Raw genomic sequence first — 21,135 nt, 5'->3', positions numbered from 1 at the left:
TTTTATATTTTTAGCACATGTGGAAATCTGTTTATCTTATAGGTATATAAATCCCACTCTAACCTCCAGTTTTTATGAAATATTTTAGCACATTACTAGTTTTGCTCTTTTCTTTTCAGGTCTCCGCACAATCTGATGCGGAGAATCTTAAAAGCATATACAGCAACGCGTTGACCAACGGAAAAAGTTATGAATGGTTACGCCATTTATCAAACAACATTGGCTCGCGACTTTCAGGGTCGTTTGGTGCAGAACAAGCCGTAGCCTATACAAAGTTAGAACTTGAAAAACTGGGATTGGATAAGGAGTGGTTGCAACCTGTTATGGTGCCAAAATGGGTGAGAGGTTTACCTGAATTTGCCTACATTGAAACCTTACCTGGACAAACAACACATGTCAATATTTGTGCGCTGGGCGGGTCTGTAGAAACGCCCAAAGGAGGCGTACGTGCACAACTTGTTGAAGTGAAGGGGATAGAAGAGTTGAAAGCGCTAGGAAAAGACAAGGTGAAGGGCAAAATTGTATTTTTTAATCGGCCCATGCAAGCGCATTTGATAGACACTTTTGAAGCCTACGGTGGATGTGCAGACCAGCGATATTCTGGAGCTTATGAAGCTGGAAAGTTAGGAGCCGTTGGCGTTATTGTACGGTCCTTGAATTTGAGGTTGGACGATTTTCCGCATACGGGTAGTATGACTTATGGGGATTTGCCTGTATCACAACGTATTCCTTCTGCCGCAATTAGCACTAATGATGCGGAATTATTAAGTACCATGTTGTCGCTAGATTCTTCAATAAATTTCTTTTTTAAGCAGAATTGTAAACAGTTGGAAGATGTGCAATCCTACAACGTTATTGGAGAAATTAAAGGATCTGAATTTCCTGATGAATATATTGTTGTGGGTGGGCATTTAGATTCATGGGATTTGGGCGATGGTTCTCACGATGATGGTGCCGGAGTGGTACAATCCATGGACGTCTTACGTTTATTGAAAGAAAGCGGTATCAAGCCCAAACGAAGCATTCGAGTGGTCTTGTTTATGAATGAAGAAAACGGACTTAGAGGGGGCAAAAAATACGCTGAGGTTGCTAAATCTAAAGGCGAAAATCACATTTTTGCTTTGGAGAGCGATTCAGGTGGCTTTACACCAAGAGGCTTTTCTTTTGACTGTAATGATGCTGTGTTTAATATGGTTTTAGGTTGGAAAGATCTGTTTAAACCTTATTTGATCCACTATTTTGAACAAGGGGGCAGCGGTGCTGATATTGGCCCGTTAAAATCTGATAGTATTGTTTTGGCAGGATTAAGACCAGATTCTCAGCGTTATTTTGATTACCATCACGCCGCAAGTGATACCTTTGATGCAGTTAACAAAAGAGAGCTTGAACTGGGGGCAGCGACTATGGCATCTTTAGTATATCTTTTTGATACCTATGGCACATCAGCTGAAACTCCTAATGGAACCCCTAAAAATTAGAATAAAATTGTGGTTTTCGAGTGGAAAAAGACTACAAATTTGATTCGGAAAGCAATCGCTCCTCCAAAATTAATCCTTAGAGGATATTTTACATATTAATATATAAATAGCGTGCTTTTACAAACATGTACAAGCCATAACATATGAGGCCAAAAGCCACCAAACTAAGTACCAAAGCTCCAAACTGATAGTTTAAGAATTGGAACGCATCGGCCACGGTGCTTAATTCTTCATTTCTAAAGGTAACCCCTGTCCTTATGGTTAAAAATGCCATGATTCCAAAAACCACAGCCCGTGCTAAGTGACCAATAACGCCAAATTTCAACAAAATGCTTTTAGCTTTAGGGGGCATTTCAGAAGATTTTACATTTTTTTTAAATTGATTTGAGAAGATAAAGAAAATTTCAAATACACATTTACCTCCTAAAATTAGTCCTAAAATCACAGACACTGCACTGCCATATTCTGAATTTAAAAGTTTGATTATAAATTCTTGGTTTTCATCATATCCTCCTCCAAAAAATAACTTTATGGCTATAACACCTAAAGATCCGTAAAATAATGCTCCAGAAAAATAACCAGCTCTTACAAATAGACCATTTAAGTCTGTCCCTAAACGTCGAGAATCAAATAGTGTTTGGTACAGGCGCCAAAATACGTAGCTGAACAATCCCAATGCAATGACTATTAAAAGAAGTTTTCCTAAATATTGATTGTTTATAAAGCCAATAGCGCCTTTGGTACCAGTTTTTTGTCCACCCCAATTAAAAGCTGCCATGGCAGTTAAAAAACCAACTACAATATAAACAAAACCCATGGCGCCTAGTCCAAAACGCGCAATATTTTCTTTATTGAAATTCATCAAAAATTGTTTAGTATAATTTTCAAGAAAATGTAATTATATCTGTTTTTGTCATACTAGTAAAAACCCGCGAACATCTCCGTAATCAGCAGAAAAAAAATAAGCGTATGAAAAAATTATCCCGCTGATCTCGAAGATCTACGCTGATCAAAAATAAATATTTTTTTTTGATCAAATAAACATGTTATTGTAATCAATCAATCTAAATTAATATGATGTGTTCCGGATTATCAAAAATGTAAATTAGTGAAACTCAATTTTTAAAAGTTGCNNTTGCGAAGCAATGAATTAAAAATTGTTAGTTGAACTAATCCCGCTTTTTAGCGGGATCCTTGGGTTTTATTCCCCGACGCTCTGCGTCGAAATAAAAAAGGAACTTCTACTTGATACCTCGTACCCTTGGGTCGAGGTTGTTCATTATAAGACTGTTTGTAGTGGACGAATATGGTGAAATTTACGAATTCTATCTTTAAAAATACCCTGAGATAGTTTATGCAGCATTCCATAAAGTTAAAATTTGTTTAAAGCCTAGCAAAATGGTGTCTTTTGGTACGGTTTCTGTCACATCTAAGCTGATGAAAAATTACTTCTTTCTGTTTACTATAGGAATTTGTTTATATGGATGCTCACAAGTGCAACGCGCAACAGATTTTATAACAAAACCGTCGGCAAGAGAACTTTATACGCGAACCTTGGACACGGCTGGTGTTTCCGAAACGCTTTGGAATGATGCATTTCAGGATGCAAAAGCTAACCAGTTACAAGTTCCCATCCCTTTTGTGATTGCATCGCAATCCTTTAAGGATAAAGCGATAGCCTTAGCCTATAATATTACCTTGGAAAAAGGATCAATATTTAAATTGATTGTGGAGAAAAACATTGATTCTGGCTTAGTCTTTATTGATTTCTTTGAATTGGATACAGATTCAACACTTTTAAAAAAGCCCTTAGTTTCAAATGATTGGAAAACAGATTCCATAAGCTATACTGTAGAACGTTCTGGAGCTTATAAAGTGGTTATCCAACCAGAGTTGAGAGATTCTTTAATGTTCACCGCTAAAATGTACACCCAACCCTCATTTACATTTCCGGTAAGTGGTAAAGGGAATGCTGCTATTGGTAGTTTTTGGGGTATGGCAAGAGACGGCGGGAAAAGGTCTCATGAAGGTATCGATATCTTTGCAAAGCGAGGGAGTCCTGCCATAGCAGCAACTGATGGATTTATTTCATTTACAGGAAACAAGGGACTTGGAGGAAAACAGGTGTGGCTTAAAAACGGGCTTTGGGGACAATCTCTATATTATGCTCATTTGGATAGTATTATTGTATCAAAAGGTGCACGGGTAAAGAAAGGTGATACTTTGGGCTTGGTGGGCAACACGGGCAATGCGAGAACCACGCGTCCTCATTTGCATTTCGGAATCTACACCCGTTTGGGTGCCATTAATCCTCTACCATTTGTGGAAAAACAGGATGTGCCTGTTTCCAAACATAAGGTGTCTTTTGATAAAGCACTTACCAAACTTAAAAGTAACCAATTGCGTACTGGGCCAGATATCAGATACATGGAGTTGACTAATTTGCCAAGACATCAGGAAGTTGCAGTTTTAGGAAAGACGCACCAATGGTACCATGTAAGGGTGGCAGATTCTTTGGAAGGTTTTATAAACCAATCGCTGCTGCAAAAATGAGCGCTCGTGGGCGTACAATTAGCTTGTAATTGTGTCGTTGTGATTCCAGACTTTCGGGGTCAAAATGTAGTTTGCTGATTAATGGAAAATTAAAGAACTTCCTTTCCGGTAGTAGATTCCTGTTTTCCATATTCGTTTTTATAAATATTCACCAAGGCTAGAAAAAGGCTGATCAACAAAGGTCCAAAAATCAATCCGATAAATCCAAAAATAGGGACGCCCACTATAACACCTATTAAGGTGATGAGGGGGTGTACATCATCTAGTTTTTTTAGTACATAAAGACGAATAATATTATCTGTAGATCCGACTACCACAAAACCGTAGATTAAAATGCCCCAGGCTTGAAACGCATCTCCAGATGACAGACTTATTAAAAACACCGGTAAAATTCCAATAAGGGTGCCTACAAAGGGAATCATAGAACCAATAGTTACAATTACAAACCAAAAGAAAGGTTCGTCAATGCCAAAAATCAAAAATCCAATAAGTGCTATAATCCCTTGGGCTACGGCTACCAAAGGGATGCCTATGGCATTAGAACGGACCATGGCTTGCACTTCCAAACCTATCTCTTCTAAATTATCACCATCAATGGGAATGTATTCGGTTAAGGACTCCCGTAACTCTCTACGGTTTGTGAGCATATAGTACAGCATAAAGTACATCAGACCTATCGCTATAAAAGCGTTAAATGTACCTCCTACAAGATTCTGTAAGTTCTCTGAAACCCATCCTGTAATGGCTCCAGTATCAATATTAGAGCCTATGTCAAACCCTAAATAGTGTTGTACACTACTCAATTGGCCCTTAAAGGCAGTTACTACTTGTTCACTATTATTAACTGCTCTTCCTATTTTATTGCTTAGCATCCATACAATTCCAGCAAGTGGAATGAGAATGCCAACAAAGGAAATGAGCATGATTAATAATGCCGCTAAAGAAGGATTCCATTTTTTCTTTTTGACCAAGGTTGCCATCCATTTTCTAAATAGGATATAAATGGTTATTGCACCAAGAACACCAGTGAGGTATGGAAGCAATTCTTTAAATATTAAACTTCCCATAAACAATATAAGAAGGATGACGAAGATTTGCCGTATTAATTTAGGTGATATCTGATTCATCAAGAAATGTTATGATTTCATTATTGAAAACTTCATTTTTAAAAATTAAAGGTACTGTAAGTTTCTTGAATTTTATATTATAAAAATAACGCATATAAATTATTATGCACCCAAATCAATTTCAACTTGGTTTTGGATGATGTCATCAAAAGTCTCACGTTTTCTAATTAAATGCGCTTTTTTATTATGCCATAATACTTCAGCAGGTCTAAAACGCGAGTTGTAATTGCTGGCCATACTGAAACAATAGGCACCAGCATTTTGGAAACACAAGATGTCACCTTCACTGATTTCATTAATACGTCTATTGTTAGCGAAGGTATCTGTTTCACAAATATATCCTACTACAGAATAAAAACGCTCCCGACCCTTAGGATTGGAGATGTTTATAATCTCGTGCTGCGACCCATAAAACATAGGTCTGATCAAATGGTTAAATCCAGAATCAATCTGAGCAAAAACCGTAGAGGTTGTTTGTTTAATAACATTTACTTTAGTTAGAAAAACTCCAGCTTCACTCACCAAAAATTTTCCAGGCTCAAAAGCCAAGGTCAATTCTCGCCCGTATTTTTTACAAAAATTATTGAATCGTAAAGTAAGCTTTTCGCCTAACTCTTCAATATTGGTTTCGATGTCGCCTTCTTTATAAGGTACTTTAAAACCAGATCCAAAATCGATGAATTCTAAATCTTTAAAATGTAATGCGGTATCAAACAAAATTTCACTGGCGTACAAAAACACATCAATATCAAGAATGTCACTACCAGTATGCATGTGGATACCGTTAATGTTCATTTTGGTGTTTTCAATAATACGGAGTAAGTGAGGGATTTGGTGAATAGATATCCCAAATTTACTATCAATATGTCCTACAGAAATATTGGTATTCCCACCTGCCATGACATGCGGATTGATTCTGATACACACGGGGGTTTTAGGGTGGCGCGTACCAAATTGTTCTAAGATTGAAAGATTGTCAATGTTAATTTGAACGCCTAGCTTAGCGGCCATCTCAATTTCTTCAAGAGATACGCCGTTGGGGGTGTATATAATTTGCTCTGGAGGAAACCCTGCCTTCAAGCCTAATTTAACTTCCTGAATAGACACGGTATCTAACCCAGAACCAAGGGTTTTAAATAATTTTAGTACCGAAATATTGGACAGGGCCTTTACAGCATAGTTGATTTTTAAGGTCTTAACCTTACTAAATGCGGATGTTAAGCGTTTGTATTGTGCGCCAATTTTTTCTGAATCATAGACATAAACTGGACTTTCGAAGTCTTTAGCGATTTGAAGTAAGGTTTTGTTTTCCATTTTTAAAGTTGAATTTTAATAGCGGTAAATCTAAATCCTTTTTTTTATTCAAGCATAAAGAAAATCCTAAAAATAGTACATCTTTTATATAATGTCTTTGAACATAGCAAACAATACTTAAAATTATTGGTTAAAACATTTATGTTGATTACTTTTGTGCTGCATAAAAATAGAGATTTCCGCTTTGCCTGAAGCTTTTTCAGAAACTTATAACGGAACAATTATATACTGATCAATATGAATTTACACGAGTATCAAGGAAAAGATATTTTAAGCAGTTTTGGAGTACGTATCCAGCGTGGTTATGTCGCAAAAAATGCTAATGAAGCTGTTGCTGCAGCAAAACAGTTGACCGCTGAAACCGGAACCGGATGGCATGTGATCAAGGCACAAGTTCATGCAGGTGGACGTGGTAAAGGTGGCGGTGTTAAGTTGGCTAAAAACCTTAAGGAAGTTGAAGAAATTGCAGGACAGATTATCGGGATGCAATTGATTACACCTCAAACTTCTGCAGAAGGGAAAAAAGTACATCAAGTATTGGTAGCTGAAGATGTGTACTATCCTGGTGCAAGTGAGACCAAAGAATTTTATGTGTCTGTACTTTTAAATAGAGGTACAGGTCGTAACATGATCATGTATTCTACTGAAGGTGGGATGGACATTGAAACAGTTGCTGAAGAAACTCCACATTTAATCTTTACTGAAGAAATTGATCCTGCTACAGGTATTTTGCCTTTCCAGGCACGACGTATTGCTTTTAATTTAGGTTTAGAAGGCACTGCCTTTAAGGAAATGACCAAATTTGTGACCAATCTTTATACGGCTTATGTAAAATCTGATGCGTCTTTATTTGAAATCAATCCTGTATTGAAAACAAGTGATGACAAGATTATGGCGGTTGACGCAAAGGTAACTATTGATGACAACTCATTGTTCAGACATAAAGATTATTTAGATTTACGTGATTTACGCGAAGAAAGTGCTATTGAAGTTGAAGCAGGTGCCTTAGGTTTAAACTATGTGGATTTGGAAGGTAACGTTGGCTGTATGGTTAACGGTGCTGGACTGGCAATGGCTACTATGGATTTGATTAAGCAAGCAGGTGGTGAGCCGGCAAACTTTTTAGACGTTGGTGGTACTGCAGATGCGGCCCGTGTTGAAGCAGCATTCAGAATTATTTTAAAAGATCCAGCTGTTAAAGCTATCTTGATCAATATTTTTGGTGGTATTGTCCGTTGTGACAGAGTTGCGCAAGGTGTGATCGATGCCTATAAAAACATGGGTAATATTGATGTGCCAATCATTGTACGTCTACAAGGAACAAACGCTGATATCGCTAAGAAATTAATTGACGATTCAGGACTGGATGTTATGAGTGCTACTGAATTTCAGGAAGCTGCTGATAAAGTACAGTCGGTTTTAGCTTAATCAAGCCCTAACCCTATATAATTTTAGACCTCACAGTTGTTAGAACTGGTGAGGTCTTTTTTTATTGAAGTTGTTTGAATGATATGCGCTTTATAAACTAGTTGGAAAGAACCAATGCAGCGCGTTGGGAGATTTTAGAAAAAACAGAGTGGTGTGCTACGCTTTCTTTTTAGGAATTGTTTTTGCGCCTTTTTCTGGCTTCGGTCCGCGTAAATGAATCACCAACCCATTTAAAAAATTGCGCAAAATCTGATCGCCACACTCCACATAATTAGGATGGTCTTCTTTTCTGAAAAAGGCACCTAATTCGCTTCTTGTGATTCTGAAATCTACCAGCTCTAGAATTTTAACAATTTCGTCGTCCCTCAGTTGAAGTGCGACGCGTAGTTTTTTAAAAATATCGTTATTAGTCATTATAATGGTATTTTGTTAGTGCAAATTTAAGTCTTCTCGGTGATTTGGTTAGGCCTGAATCTTTAATTTTCTCAATTCTTATGCAACCATTGATAGGCTTTTGGGGAATTTTCACGCCACAGGGCTTCATTGTGTTGACCTCCTTCAATAATAATGTTTTGGAGCTGATCTCTGGAAACTCCTTTTTTCAACAATAGAGCCACCATTTTTTGTTGATCCGGAACCATCGTTTCGCTTTCTTGAGAACCTGCAAGAAAATAGAATCTTGAATCTGCCGAAACATGAGATCCAGAAACCAAATCAAAGATGTCCTTACTGAACCAGAACGAAGGTGAAAAAACACCTGCATTATTGAAAGTCTCAGGATGTTTTATCACGGCATAGAAAGATAAAAGACCACCTAAGGACGAGCCAAAAATAGTTGTATATTTTGAATCTTTAAGAGTTCTATATGTTGTGTCGATATGTGGTTTTAAGGTTTTGATGATAAAATCCAAGTATGCATCTGCGTTCCCTCCACCATATTTTTCATTTGAATAAGGTGTTAATTCGTGCATGCGTTGGTCGTTTCCATGTTCTATACCTATGATAATCGAATGGCTCTCAGCAATTGAGTCAAGATACTCATCTATCTGCCATTCGCCGGCAAATGAAGACGCTGTATCAAATAGATTCTGGGCGTCATGCATATAAAAGACAGGATAGCTATTTGTACTGTCTGAATACGTTTTTGGCAGATAGACCCAAATCGTCTTGATGGTTTGCAGTTGTGGCGCTTCTATAGAAAAAGTAGAGACTTGCGCAGAGGCTGTAGATTGTGTATGACCCAAAGCGGTACATCCAAAACTAAGTATAAATGTAAATAGAAGATGTCTAAATTTCATTAATAGCGCCAAGAATATTAGAATACAAATTTAAGAATAAACAGTCATTACGAAGCTTAAAATTGACGATTAGGCAGTGCAAAACACGGTAAAAAGCCATCAACATGTAACTATTTGATTGTCAATTAATTGTGTCAGATAACGTTATGAAATCAATAAAATAACGATGAATCGCTCTAAATTATTCGATAAGTTACTAACTATCAACGATTAACAAAATATAATTCTCGCTAACTTTATAGAGGTAAAATTAGATTCCCTCTGTTATGATAAACCGTATAGAAAAATTGAGTCTCCTGTCAGAGATGATTGCATTTGCGCAAATTGACGCGTCCATCAAATCCATAGAATATAAATTTCTTTTAGGTGTTGCAAAACAGTTGGAAATTTCCCAAGACGACTTTGACTATTTGTTCGAGTGTCCCGTAAATTATGTCCATTTAAAATCGCACAGTGAACGTATAGTTCAATTTCATAGGCTAGTTTTGCTCATGAATCTCGATCAGGACATCTCCACTAAGGAATTGGTTAAACTGCACAATTTTGGATTACGGATGGGGTTAGGCCATGAATCCATTAATCGCGTATTAGATCTCATGGAAAGTTTCCCTAATAAAATCGTCCCCCCTGATTTCTTGATTGATATCTTTAAGGTGCAGTATAATTAGAGGGCAGTTGGCAGTTGGCAGTTGTCTGTTGTCTGTTGTCTGTTGTCTGTTGTCTGTTGTCTGTTGTCTGTTGTCTGTTGTCAGTTGTCTGTTGTCTGTTGTCAGTTGTCAGTTGTCTGTTGTCTGTTGTCAATCTTCAGTTGTCAGTATCCAGAGCGTACGATTTAAGTTTAAAACTGTCAGATACAATTAGCTTGCTTTTCTCTGTGGAACTTTGTGCTCCTCTGTGAAACTCTGTGTAATAACTTCTTTAGTTGGCAGTCTTTAGCTGATAGTTCGGCTTTTGATTGGAAAATGTTTAAGCAATTTGAGTTTCTCTCACTTTATACCTAAATTTTCTCAAACCTCACACCTCACACCTCATACCTCAAACCTCAAACCTCAGTCCTCAACTCTCTTACGCCTTCAATTCTTCCAATTTACCCTGATACGCTTTGATATCATCTCTTAGCTGTGCAGCAATGATAAAGTCCAAAGCTTTTGCAGCTTGCTCCATGAGTTTTCGTTTCTCCCGAATTCTTTTTTCCAACTGATCTTTGGTTAAATATTGACTTTCAGGTTCGGCAGCTTTTGCGGCCTCAATTTCGTAACTATACGTACTCACTGAGTTTTTGGCCAATATATTATCCAAGCTTTTATTTAGTGCGGTTGGTATTTGACCATGCTTGGTATTATAGGCAATTTGTTTTTCACGACGGTAATTAGTATCGTCAATGGTCTGCCTCATGCTATTGGTAATTTTATCCGCATACATGATGGCCTTTCCATTTAAATGTCTTGCAGCTCTTCCTACGGTCTGTGTTAACGATCTGTTAGACCTTAAAAAGCCTTCTTTGTCAGCATCCAAAATGGCTACTAAAGATACTTCTGGTAAATCCAAGCCTTCACGCAGTAAGTTGACCCCTACCAAAACATCAAACAGGCCTTTACGTAAATCTTGCATAATCTCTACACGCTCTAATGTATCAACGTCACTATGTATATAACGCACCCTGATCTGAATTCTATCCAGATATTTGGTCAATTCTTCCGCCATACGTTTGGTTAATGTGGTAACCAAAATACGTTCATCCTTTTCTACCCGTTGATGGATTTCTTCGATCAAATCGTCAATTTGATTCAAACTTGGTCGCACTTCAATAACTGGATCCAATAATCCCGTTGGACGAATCAATTGTTCCACGAATATACCGTCACTTTTTTCAAGCTCATAATCGGCGGGGGTAGCACTCACATAAATCACTTGATTTTGTAGGGCTTCAAATTCTTCAAACTTCAATGGTCGGTTGTCCATAGCTGCAGGAAGTCTGAAACCATAATCTACCAAGTTTTCTTTACGACTTCTATCGCCGCCGTACATCGCGTGCACTTGGGAGATGGTTACGTGACTTTCATCAACCACCATCAAATAATCATCAGGAAAATAGTCCAGCAAACAAAATGGGCGTGTGCCTGGCAAACGACCGTCCAAATACCGCGAATAATTCTCGATGCCAGAGCAATAGCCCAATTCACGAATCATTTCAAGATCAAACTCCGTACGTTCTTTCAGTCGTTTTGCTTCTAAATGCTTGCCAATATTTTGAAAGTAATCATGTTGTTTTACCAAGTCATCCTGAATTTCTTTAATGGCACCTTGAAGGACTTCCGGAGAGGTTACAAACATGTTTGCAGGAAAAATATTAATCCGGTCATAGGTTTCAATGACGGTATTGGTTTGGATATTAAAAGCTTCGATTTCTTCAATTTCATCACCAAAAAAGTGAACACGCACGCCATAATCCGCATATCCTGGAAAAATATCCACCGTGTCGCCTTTAATTCTGAAATTCCCATGATTAAAATCGGCTTCCGTCCGAGAATAGAGGCTTTGCACCAATTTATGAAGCAGTTTTGTTCGAGAAATCACTTCATCTCTTTTAATCGTGATGACATTCTTTTGAAATTCCACAGGATTTCCAATACCATATAAACACGATACAGATGCCACTACAATAACATCCCGTCTGGCAGAGAGTAGGGAAGAAGTAGTGCTCAGTCGCATCTTCTCAATTTCTTCGTTGATGGAGAGATCCTTTTCTATATAAACACCAGAAGCAGGAATGTAGGCCTCAGGTTGATAGTAATCGTAATAGGAAACAAAATATTCTACAGCATTATCTGGGAAGAATTGCTTGAATTCAGAATATAATTGCGCGGCTAAGGTTTTGTTATGGGCTAAAACTAAAGTTGGCCGTTGGACCTCTTCAATAACATTGGCCACGGTAAAAGTTTTACCAGATCCCGTTACGCCTAATAGGGTTTGGTATTTATCCTTATTCTCAATACCATTGGAAAGCTGTTTTATGGCCTGAGGCTGATCTCCAGTAGGTTTAAATTCTGATTTGATTTTGAATTTCATTTTGCAAATTTAACCAAAGTTTATTGAAGAATAAAAGCTATTTCAAATTACATGTTACCAAGAGATTGAGCTCCGATTTGAGATTCTTTTGGATTAATAAATTACGTATTAAGGTTAATGTAGATTTTATAATCTGATTATTTTTACGAGACCTTACTTATTTCTCTAACTGAACTATTGATATTGAGATGAACATTAACAAATCTTAAATTGATAGAACGTATGAAAACTTTAAAAAAATTTACTTTTGCTATCTGTATGCTAATTACTCTTGGCGCAGTAGCCCAAAATGACAAAGATCATAAGATCATGTCTGATGCCGAGCATGCTAAAATGCAACTTATTGAGGCAGACGAAACCCTAAACGATTACTTTGAGGACGCTGCGGGGTACGTTTTGTTTCCCAACGTTGGTGAAGGTGGCTTTATAATAGGCGGCGCATCTGGTAACGGCGTGGTTTATGAAAATGGCGTTGCTATTGGAATGGCTAATCTTAAAAAATTAGATATCGGCTTGCAAGCCGGAGGTCAAGCAATCATTGAAGTTATATTTTTTGAAACCGAAGCAGATTTAGCCGATTTTAAAGAAGGTAATTTTGAGTTTTCTGCGGAAGCTTCAGCAGTTGCTGTAGAATCTGGTGTTGCTGTAAGTGCAGATTATAACAACGGAGTTGTGACCTTTGCCTTACCAAAAGCAGGACTCATGGCAGATGCCTCTGTGGGAGGGCAAAAGTTTAGCTTTAAATCATTTTAATAAGACTCTTTTGCGATCTTCAAGAGATCCTTTTTCAAACAACGTCCGTGATAAGTTTTATCATGGACGTTTTTTGTTTAGACGAAAAGTAACCGTTCTCTAGAAATATTAAACTGTTGCAATAAGCATTCTGACAAATTTCTCAAAAAAAAATCCTCGAAATTGAGGATTTTTAATGTTGCTATAATTTAAGGAAACGCTTTATTTTTTTTTGGTTTATTATACTATCGCTTTAAGGCAAAGTGACCTGTAAGTTGAAAAGTAGTACCGTCTTTCTTCACATCAGCCACAAACCAATAATCAGTAGAGGGCATTTTATGACCATTAAAAGTACCATCCCAACCTGGCGATGTGGAGGTGAGTTGTGCTAATTGTTTGCCATAGCGGTCGTAGATCAGCACAATTGTACCTGGTAGGGTTTTTACTCCGGTAATGTGCCAAGTATCAAAGTACCCGTCATCATTTGGTGTCATAAATTTAGGAGTGTCCAGTACAATAATTTCTTTGGTTGTTGTGCCACAGCCATTTAAATCGATAACCGTCACCAAATTTGCTCCAATAGGTACATTCTCAAAAACATTAGACTCTTGAGGTTCCTTGTTGTTTAATTGGTACATATAATTACCAATACCACTAATGGTCACCGTAATATTATTTGGGTCAGAAAAATCTACATGATCGGTAAAGTCAATGGTTGCAGGTTCTGATTCTATCACATTATAGACGTGGGTTGTGCTACAACCAGATGTAGTAGTCACGCGCAACGAATAAATGCCTATTTTATCAATTTCGATTTGTCTCGTGGTTTGAGCAGTAGACCAAACATAACTATCGTCCTCATTATTCGTTTCTGGACCAATAATAATCGATCCCATATTTTTACACAATGCCGTTTCGTAACTTTTAGTTTCTGGTAAACTCACTATCAATTCAATTGGGACCTCCAAATGACAACCCGTATCGGTATTTGTGATCCAAAGATAGACCGTTTTTGATCCTGAGGCATATGCAGTTGGTTTTAGAATAGGGAGTTGTCCGTATTCATCCTCATAATAGTTTAATACTACATTTCTATTATCAATGATATCCACTTTTGCGTCTTGTAAGTTGAATTCAACAATACCATCAACCTTAACACCAAGAGCATTATCATAGGTGTCACATTTTATTAAGGGCTGGGCTGGGGCTTTGATTTGCGGAGGTTTAATTATTCCAATGTTAAAGCTAACAACTGGTGTGCAAAGACTATTATTAGTGATGCGAGCATAAATGAGTTGTGTATTACCCTTTGGGTTGGAAAGATTTTCGTTTAACGGCAATGGATTCCAGCCCCTCTCAGCATCGCTTAAATCCTTATAGAATGACACTTGTAAATCGTCAGAAAAGCCTTTCTTAATTTCGAGGATTATTTCATTAAGATCGAAACTTTCAACACCATCATTATTAAAATCACAAGGAAACTTATCACTAGGGATGTTGAATTTAGGGTTTGATCCTACTTCAGTTAAGAAAGAACCTGTAGCATAACACGTAACATCCGTTATATTTTCTACTCTAACATATATTGTTCGGGAAGTGAGGGATTGTGGTTTCTTTTTGTCAATAGCTTTCTTGTTATTTCGTTGTTCCGCATCTATTGGATCCAAATAGTAGAATACGCGCTTTCCACTTTGACCATTTAAAATTTCGGCATCTTTTGTAGAGAAGGTAAATAGCCCCATACCGTCACTGTCGTCCTCGCAATATTTATAAACACTTATGGCAGGAATAACGGGTAAGGTGTTAACGATTATATTTATAGGTTCTATAGTGTGACATCCTGTAATGGTGTTGTCAACACGGGCATAAACCGTTTGGGTTTTTTTATCAAAATTGCTAGGGTTGGAAATGGAATCCATTTTACTTATCGCATTTTCTTCCGTTTTATAAAATGTGATGGCTCTATCGGACATGTCTTCAACAATTTCGTCTATTTTGTCATTGAGATTAATGACAAACTCAGTTTCACCATCGTCACATATAATAATATCTGAAGCTTTATTGGTCTCTGGAGCGGGTAAAATGGTTAGTGTGAAACTTTTAATATCGGAACAACCTGTTTTGTCTGAAGTCGTTTTTGTGTAGATTATTTGCGGATTACTCGTATTGCTGTCTAAATTGGAAAGTGGATTATTTGATTTTAAATCTTCTTCAGTTAAATAATACTTCACTGAATACCCCGTTTGACCGCTTGTAACAGCATTATCGAATACGCTAAAATCAATAGGAGTAATACCATCTTGATCCGTGTCACAATAGGTAGCATCGCCTATGGATGGGAAATCGACAATAGGATTAAGGATCAGGTCAATTTCTGCAATTTCTTTACAAACAGTATTGTCTATGGTAATATATAACTTATGAGGAAATGATGGTGGTGTATATGGTAAGGTTTTGTCTATAGAATTGTTGTTACTTCGATCATCAGTTGATTCATAAAAATGTACAGAAATGTTAAGTAATTCATTGGCGATCGTCTGTTCTATATTGAAGAGATCAAAAGACTTCTCTCCATTCTGATCATCACAAATTGAAAATTCTTGAATTTTTGTACCCGTTAACAGCGCATTCGTATGCAGTTCTATAATTGCTTTTGAAGAACATCCTGTGGCATTGGTTACTTTTATATAGACATCTTGCTGGTTAGCCTTGGTGTTGCTATAATTGCTTGGGTTCAAAATTTCATTTCCTTCAACGCCCTCATCATCCATTTCAAAAAACCGGGTGGTCATACCAGTAGATCCATTTAAGACATTATCAACCACGCTGGTTAAATCGAAAGTGGCAAAACCATCGTGATCAGTGTCACAGGCATCAATATAATGACGATCTTCAGTATTGATAACTGGGCTTTCCAACACCGTGATAGTTAGATTGCCCTCGTTGATACAGCCCGTTATAAGGTTTTCCACACGCACATATAATTGTGCTGTTTTAGAAATCCTGTAGGGTTCAAGTATGGCATTATCATTAGAGACGGCCTCAGATTGGTTGTGAAAATAGAACACGGCCAAATCAGGATCACCTTTAGTAATGTCAAGATCTGTTTGTAAGTCTATTGTTGTAAATCCATCCTTGCTATTGTCGTTACAAACAGTAACCATTGGTGGTAATACAGGTGAAGCATTTACAACAATATTGAAAGATGAATAGGCTAAACACCCGTTAACTGTATCTTCAATTCTTACAAATATTGCTTTGGGATTGGTGGTGCCGGGAATTGGAGATGTGATGGCATTGTTATTTGAAAATGCCTCCTCTTGAGTGTGATGATAAGAAATGCTGTAAGAGCCGTTAGGAACCCCTTTTAAAATTTCAGGATCCTTTAAACGCAAGTTGAATTGTTCAGTGCCATTGGCAGAAGTATCATCACAAAGTTCAAAATCAGTTATGGGCTCGGCTGTTTGTGTGGAACTCAATTGGATATCAATACTGTCTTCAATAGTACAAAAGGAATCTGATAGCGGAATTTCCACTTTAATGGTGTAAGTTCCTGTCTGGTCAACTACCAAAGTTGATTGTGTTTGATCTGCAATTGGGGCATTATTAAAATACCAGGAATACGTCGCCTGTGGATTTTGAATATTACCATTTAAAGTTAGACTACTAGCGCATGTTGTGATGTCTTCTCCTAAATTGACTGTCGCATTGAAGCTATTCCCCTCAATAAAAACAGCCGAGTCATATGTTGCATCAGTTTGGTCAGCAATGACCATTTTTATGAGGTATTTTACATTTGGTGAGATACCAGCTGTAGCGGTCATCACTTTTGTCCTACCATTATAATTGGTGTCTCCTAGGTTATAGCCATCAAAATATTGAGCATTAGATGGGCCACACTTGCCTGCAACCCCGTTGCGAATGGTTTGGGTATTTACCGGTGTATTAGTCCCTGGAATTAACGCAATGTTTTTATAGGGCTCATTGCTGTCTGCGCGTTTAATAAGAAATGCAAAACCGTCAGAATAGTTACACGGATTATTTCCGTAATATTCTTCGGAGGCTAAGATATAATTGAATTGAATTAGGTTTGATGTTGATGCAAATTCAAATTCTATAGCGGTGGCATTCAGTGTATTGGTGATTCCTAAAGCCGTTTCAAGATCAGGATCTGATCCCCAACTCTCATTGCCATCACTTAATTGGTCTGAATTAACAACATTTCCACCGGCAGTTGCTTTTCCTGTGGTCAACACAATCCCGTTTTCAAAAGGAAAATTAGAACTTCCACGTTCAAAATATCCAAAACTTGAAAATCCATTTTTGGTTCCATTTATGGGCGATGAGATACTAGAAGTTTCTACACAACCTTGAATTAAATGGTTTTCAATCAGGTCTTTAGGTGTTGTTGAACCGTCTACCTTTATTTGCTGACTGAATCCTCTGCTACACAAAATACATGTCAGAACAAGGAGGGAAATTTGGAACGATTTCATTCTTTTTTGGTTACATTTAGTCTGAAGACACCCAATGCAAAGAAGATGAGTGTGCTGCGATTAATCAATTAAAGTGGAAAAGTAGTTAATTATTAGACGAAATGCAAAATAATACGACGAAATACATTAAAATTTAACTGTTAAGGATATTATTGGATTGCACCTAAACAATAGGTATATCAAGCGTAAGACTTATAGTGTTAACAAGAGGCCTATGAGGAGATTAAGAATTCAAGCCAAACTGAATTTATAACACCTTGTATAACGGCGATGAAGCACCTTGAAAAACGAGTTTATTAAGGGTAACGTGCACCAAGCTAAAATTAATGGTCTAGCGTTTTAACGTGAAATGACCTTTATAAGTCCTACCGTCTTGTAACCTAATTGAATACCAATAATCGTCGGGTGCCAGTGGCTGTCCGATATAAGTGCCGTCCCATCCACTGCTTAGCGGATTCAATTGCTTTAGCAGTTTGCCCATTCTATTAAAAATGTAAATGGTAGTTTTGGACTGAAATTGTGCGCTAATACCCGTTACCTGCCAATAGTCATTGATACCATCATTATTTGGTGTAAAATATTTTGGAAAGCCCACAACGGAAATTTGTCTGCTAGTAATGCCACAACCATTTGTGTCTTTGATATAAACCGTGTAGAATCCCGGGGCCACATTCTCGAATGTTGTATCTGTCTGATAGGATCCTTGGGGGGTGTTTAGTGCATATTCGTAGGAGCCTTCTCCAGTAACGATTACGGTTACCGTGTTGTTTTGAGAAGCATCAGTAATTATAATGTCAGTAATAGTGGCACTGTTTGATGGCAATACATGAATTGTTCTGTCTTTAAAACAACCATTACCATTAGTTATTCTAACGGTATAGATACCCGATGCGTTTACACTGATTTCAGAAGTTGTTTCTCCTGTAGACCAGCTGTAATTATAAATTTCTACAGGAGTACCCATAGCATCCGCATAAAGTGTTATCGTTTCAGGAAAGGAATTAAGACAGTAAATTTCTTCACTTGCTATTTCAACGTTGGGTAACTCCCATACGTTAAGCGTCACTTCACTGATACCATAACAAGCATTGCTATTTTCAACCCTTGCGTATATGATCTGAGAAAAGGCGGTTGTATTTTTAAATAGGCTAGGGAGCGGGTTCGTTTCCAAGAGCGCATCAGTGTAGGTTTCATAATAAAAGAGTTCCAAGCCATTAGGCAAACCGTTTAAAACATCAACATCAGCGTCAGTAAGCGTAAAGGCATAATAACCGTCTTCTTGACCATCGTCATCACAATGGTTTAATTGTGCATCATAGGCTGCGGTAGTACTGACCTCCAAGCGCAATTCCGCAATGCTGTAACATCCGGTTACATCATTGGTGACTTTAGCGTATAGCAACTGAGGATTTTTAGTGTTTTCAAAGGTACCATCATCTATAGTGCTCACATTACCAGATTGTGCCTCGGGTTCAGTTAAATAATACGAGACGCTTCTTTCAGGTATGTTTCCAGCAATAGTTTCTGTGATCTGGTTTAAGTTGAAAATGGTAAGACCGTCCTTTAAGCCATCTTCGTCACATTGCTTAAGACTAGTATTGTAAGCCTCTGGAAGGGCGTTGACCACTAGATCTAGAGTAGTGATGGTTTTACAGTTTTTATTTGAGGCGTCTTCTATCCTGACAAAGAGTTTCTGTTGATTAGGAACCGCATTGTAATATGAAATCTGGTTCAGGCCCGCATCTGAATCATTAGTGGCGGAAGCCATAGATTCATGATAGCTTATAGTAATGGACAAAGGGTCTTGGCCGTTGAGAATTTCTGAATTTTTGGATTCTAAATTAAAATATGTGCGCCCATTCTTACTATTGCCATCAGCATTGGTATCACATTCCGATAAGGGGCTAGGAGTTTGAAAATTAGGGCCTAAATTAACGTTTAAAGAAAAATCTGCCAATTCAAAGCAGCCTGTAATGGGGTTGGTAATTCGGGCGACAATTTTTTGTGGATTGGAGATATTGGTGTAAGGACTTGAAAGTGGATTTATAGCGCTGGTAGCATCAGTCTCATTGAGGTGATAAGTAACCTTAACATCTTGCGTTCCCTTAATTCTTTTGGTATTGACGTCTAAGTCAAAACTTGTAAAATCAGTATCACATTTATCCAAATCAAGAGGGGTTGTTACAGGATTGGCTGCATTGACAGGAGGCGATGAAAATTCTGCAGTTCCAGTCCATTCCAATGTAAAACCACTATTGCCAATTGGTCTATCAATTACTATAAAATAGGAGTCCCCGGCAGAAACGCTTAGTGATTTCACAAAGCTATCACCATCAGGTCCAGGGCCTTCAGAGGTGTCGGTGGAGTTAGAATGCATTCCTGTATGGTTGTTGCTCTGTCCAGCGGCGGCAGGATTGGTGGTTGAGCACCTAATGGCTTGTCCGAGGGCATTACATGGCACATTTGGGCCAAATACAAAAAAATCATAATCTTCTTGGATGGCCCTGCTGTTGGGCTTTAACGTAAACCCCAGAGTTCCGTTAGTAACAAGACTCACCTTAAGCCAAATACTATTGTTTTCTTGACTACTACAACTGTTAGAATTATTAAGTTCTTGAATTCCAACACCACTCACATTTAAATTGCTGCTTGCGTTTCCGCAAATAATAACAGAGTCCACACAGTCCGTTGGGTATTGAGCATAGACACTTGAGGTGATGAACAGCAGGAAGCTGACCAGATGGATTTCAAGAAGTCTTTTCAACAGATGTTATTTTGAGATGGCAGATGCTCTCAAATATATTATAAATCGCGCTGTTTTAATAATCTATACGATAAAAAGATAAAGATGGCCGTCCAACCTAAAACAATTAGTAGTTCATACCAATACACTCCGTAATCATAGGCTATATCAATATTTTCAGGATATTTGGTCATCACAACACGTTGAAAAGGTTGGTTGATCAAATTGTACATAGACTCTAAGGGTAGAAAGTTTTTAATTTTCCATGCCGTTTCCAAATTGAACGTTTTAGTAGCAACTCCAAAAACAATCCATTCAAATATATACAGTAAAAACAGGAAGGCGAGCGCAAATGCCGAACGCTTTACCAACATCCCGAAGAACAAACACAAACTAAAAAAGCCAACAAGTTTTACAAAATACGCCAGCAAAAATTCTGTTTCCCTGAAAATGATGGAGGCTTCCGTATAACTCGAGTAATACAGACCAATTAAAAAGGACGCCACCCCTATTAAAACCGTTGCAAATAATGAGAAGAGAACAATGGTATAAAACTTAGAGAGTATAAATTCTTTCTTGCTCAGTCCATCAATTAAATTTTGTTTAATGGTCTTGTTGCTATATTCGTTACCGATCATGCTGACCACTACAATAGCGAAAAAGAGTTTAAAATAGGAAGCGAAAAATGTAGTGATATGCCAAATGATCGGGAAATTGAAAATACCAAGTTCACCCAATTCTAAGGTGAAAAATCCGAAGAAATTTATTTTTATGGAAGAGAGAATCAAAACCGTAAAAGGCAGAATAAAGGAGATAAATATCAATATTTTACTCGTTCTATTTAGCAATAATTTTTGTAATTCTAAATTGACTAGTCGTAACATAATGTTGGTTTTG

14 protein-coding genes are annotated in these 21,135 nt (G+C 37.6%); 5 read left to right on the top strand and 9 right to left on the bottom strand.

What is annotated here, in order from left to right; translation table 11 throughout:
- The first annotated feature begins 74 nt into the window (after positions 1 to 74).
- Positions 75 to 1,478 (top strand): M20/M25/M40 family metallo-hydrolase, encoded by a 1,404-nt coding sequence (locus JEM65_RS01715; RefSeq protein ID WP_199596816.1) that lies wholly within the window; start codon positions 75 to 77, stop codon positions 1,476 to 1,478.
- 88 nt (positions 1,479 to 1,566) lie between these two features.
- On the opposite strand, the gene JEM65_RS01710 is transcribed toward JEM65_RS01715, so the two are convergent.
- Positions 1,567 to 2,340 (bottom strand): DUF1206 domain-containing protein, encoded by a 774-nt coding sequence (locus JEM65_RS01710; RefSeq protein WP_199596815.1) that lies wholly within the window; start codon positions 2,338 to 2,340, stop codon positions 1,567 to 1,569.
- Between the two features lie 575 nt (positions 2,341 to 2,915).
- On the opposite strand from JEM65_RS01710, the gene JEM65_RS01705 reads away from it, so the two are divergent.
- Positions 2,916 to 4,031, top strand: a complete 1,116-nt coding sequence (locus JEM65_RS01705) for a M23 family metallopeptidase (RefSeq protein ID WP_199596814.1) — start codon at positions 2,916 to 2,918, stop codon at positions 4,029 to 4,031.
- 89 nt (positions 4,032 to 4,120) lie between these two features.
- Here the strand turns inward: JEM65_RS01705 and JEM65_RS01700 are convergent, their stop codons facing one another.
- A complete protein-coding gene (locus JEM65_RS01700; protein WP_199596813.1) occupies positions 4,121 to 5,158 on the bottom strand; it encodes an AI-2E family transporter in 1,038 nt (345 codons plus the stop codon).
- Between the two features lie 102 nt (positions 5,159 to 5,260).
- Entirely contained in the window at positions 5,261 to 6,472 is a 1,212-nt protein-coding gene (gene lysA, locus JEM65_RS01695; protein WP_199596812.1) for a diaminopimelate decarboxylase, read from the bottom strand.
- Positions 6,473 to 6,709: 237 nt separating this feature from the next.
- On the opposite strand from lysA, the gene sucC reads away from it, so the two are divergent.
- Complete coding sequence (gene sucC / locus JEM65_RS01690; protein ID WP_199596811.1) at positions 6,710 to 7,900, top strand: ADP-forming succinate--CoA ligase subunit beta; 1,191 nt, start codon at positions 6,710 to 6,712, stop codon at positions 7,898 to 7,900.
- 156 nt (positions 7,901 to 8,056) lie between these two features.
- On the opposite strand, the gene JEM65_RS01685 is transcribed toward sucC, so the two are convergent.
- Together JEM65_RS01685 and JEM65_RS01680 are read right to left on the bottom strand one after the other, a co-directional pair.
- Positions 8,057 to 8,314 carry a DUF1456 family protein gene (locus JEM65_RS01685; protein ID WP_199596810.1) on the bottom strand — a complete coding sequence of 86 codons (258 nt, stop codon included), beginning with the start codon at positions 8,312 to 8,314 and terminating at the stop codon, positions 8,057 to 8,059.
- A gap of 71 nt (positions 8,315 to 8,385) precedes the next feature.
- Positions 8,386 to 9,198, bottom strand: coding sequence for an alpha/beta hydrolase (locus JEM65_RS01680; RefSeq protein ID WP_199596809.1), 813 nt, complete (start codon positions 9,196 to 9,198; stop codon positions 8,386 to 8,388).
- A gap of 266 nt (positions 9,199 to 9,464) precedes the next feature.
- Here JEM65_RS01680 and JEM65_RS01675 point away from each other — a divergent pair, with 266 nt between their 5' ends.
- Positions 9,465 to 9,866 (top strand): TerB family tellurite resistance protein, encoded by a 402-nt coding sequence (locus JEM65_RS01675; RefSeq protein ID WP_199596808.1) that lies wholly within the window; start codon positions 9,465 to 9,467, stop codon positions 9,864 to 9,866.
- A gap of 397 nt (positions 9,867 to 10,263) precedes the next feature.
- Here JEM65_RS01675 and uvrB read toward each other — a convergent pair whose 3' ends face one another.
- Positions 10,264 to 12,267 carry an excinuclease ABC subunit UvrB gene (gene uvrB, locus JEM65_RS01670; protein WP_199596807.1) on the bottom strand — a complete coding sequence of 668 codons (2,004 nt, stop codon included), beginning with the start codon at positions 12,265 to 12,267 and terminating at the stop codon, positions 10,264 to 10,266.
- Between the two features lie 222 nt (positions 12,268 to 12,489).
- On the opposite strand from uvrB, the gene JEM65_RS01665 reads away from it, so the two are divergent.
- The gene (locus JEM65_RS01665; protein ID WP_199596806.1) at positions 12,490 to 13,020 is read left to right on the top strand and encodes a YSC84-related protein; all 531 of its coding nucleotides are present in this window, start codon (positions 12,490 to 12,492) and stop codon (positions 13,018 to 13,020) included.
- Between the two features lie 224 nt (positions 13,021 to 13,244).
- Here JEM65_RS01665 and JEM65_RS01660 read toward each other — a convergent pair whose 3' ends face one another.
- The 3 genes from JEM65_RS01660 to JEM65_RS01650 form a co-directional block, all read right to left on the bottom strand.
- Positions 13,245 to 17,495, bottom strand: a complete 4,251-nt coding sequence (locus JEM65_RS01660; RefSeq protein ID WP_199596805.1) for a T9SS type B sorting domain-containing protein — start codon at positions 17,493 to 17,495, stop codon at positions 13,245 to 13,247.
- A gap of 331 nt (positions 17,496 to 17,826) precedes the next feature.
- The gene (locus JEM65_RS01655; RefSeq protein WP_199596804.1) at positions 17,827 to 20,259 is read right to left on the bottom strand and encodes a T9SS type B sorting domain-containing protein; all 2,433 of its coding nucleotides are present in this window, start codon (positions 20,257 to 20,259) and stop codon (positions 17,827 to 17,829) included.
- A gap of 38 nt (positions 20,260 to 20,297) precedes the next feature.
- Positions 20,298 to 21,122: an ABC transporter permease gene (locus JEM65_RS01650; RefSeq protein WP_199596803.1), complete on the bottom strand. Its 825-nt coding sequence runs from the start codon at positions 21,120 to 21,122 to the stop codon at positions 20,298 to 20,300.
- Positions 21,123 to 21,135: the final 13 nt, after the last annotated feature.

It is taken from the genome of Gelidibacter salicanalis, assembly GCF_016469035.1.
Lineage (GTDB): Bacteria > Bacteroidota > Bacteroidia > Flavobacteriales > Flavobacteriaceae > Gelidibacter > Gelidibacter salicanalis_A.
The sequence above is the reverse complement of the archived record's forward strand: the minus strand, read 5'-3'. Positions and strand labels throughout refer to the sequence as shown.

What these genes read in the sequence shown, in the direction of transcription:
- JEM65_RS01685 (WP_199596810.1), bottom strand. Translation starts at nt 8,314, where the DNA reads ATGACTAATAACGATATTTTTAAAAAACTACGCGTCGCACTTCAACTG.
- JEM65_RS01715 (WP_199596816.1), top strand. Translation starts at nt 75, where the DNA reads ATGAAATATTTTAGCACATTACTAGTTTTGCTCTTTTCTTTTCAGGTC.
- JEM65_RS01650 (WP_199596803.1), bottom strand. Translation starts at nt 21,122, where the DNA reads ATGTTACGACTAGTCAATTTAGAATTACAAAAATTATTGCTAAATAGA.
- JEM65_RS01665 (WP_199596806.1), top strand. Translation starts at nt 12,490, where the DNA reads ATGAAAACTTTAAAAAAATTTACTTTTGCTATCTGTATGCTAATTACT.
- JEM65_RS01680 (WP_199596809.1), bottom strand. Translation starts at nt 9,198, where the DNA reads ATGAAATTTAGACATCTTCTATTTACATTTATACTTAGTTTTGGATGT.
- JEM65_RS01675 (WP_199596808.1), top strand. Translation starts at nt 9,465, where the DNA reads ATGATAAACCGTATAGAAAAATTGAGTCTCCTGTCAGAGATGATTGCA.
- JEM65_RS01700 (WP_199596813.1), bottom strand. Translation starts at nt 5,158, where the DNA reads ATGAATCAGATATCACCTAAATTAATACGGCAAATCTTCGTCATCCTT.
- sucC (WP_199596811.1), top strand. Translation starts at nt 6,710, where the DNA reads ATGAATTTACACGAGTATCAAGGAAAAGATATTTTAAGCAGTTTTGGA.
- JEM65_RS01660 (WP_199596805.1), bottom strand. Translation starts at nt 17,495, where the DNA reads ATGAAATCGTTCCAAATTTCCCTCCTTGTTCTGACATGTATTTTGTGT.
- uvrB (WP_199596807.1), bottom strand. Translation starts at nt 12,267, where the DNA reads ATGAAATTCAAAATCAAATCAGAATTTAAACCTACTGGAGATCAGCCT.
- JEM65_RS01705 (WP_199596814.1), top strand. Translation starts at nt 2,916, where the DNA reads ATGAAAAATTACTTCTTTCTGTTTACTATAGGAATTTGTTTATATGGA.
- JEM65_RS01710 (WP_199596815.1), bottom strand. Translation starts at nt 2,340, where the DNA reads ATGAATTTCAATAAAGAAAATATTGCGCGTTTTGGACTAGGCGCCATG.
- lysA (WP_199596812.1), bottom strand. Translation starts at nt 6,472, where the DNA reads ATGGAAAACAAAACCTTACTTCAAATCGCTAAAGACTTCGAAAGTCCA.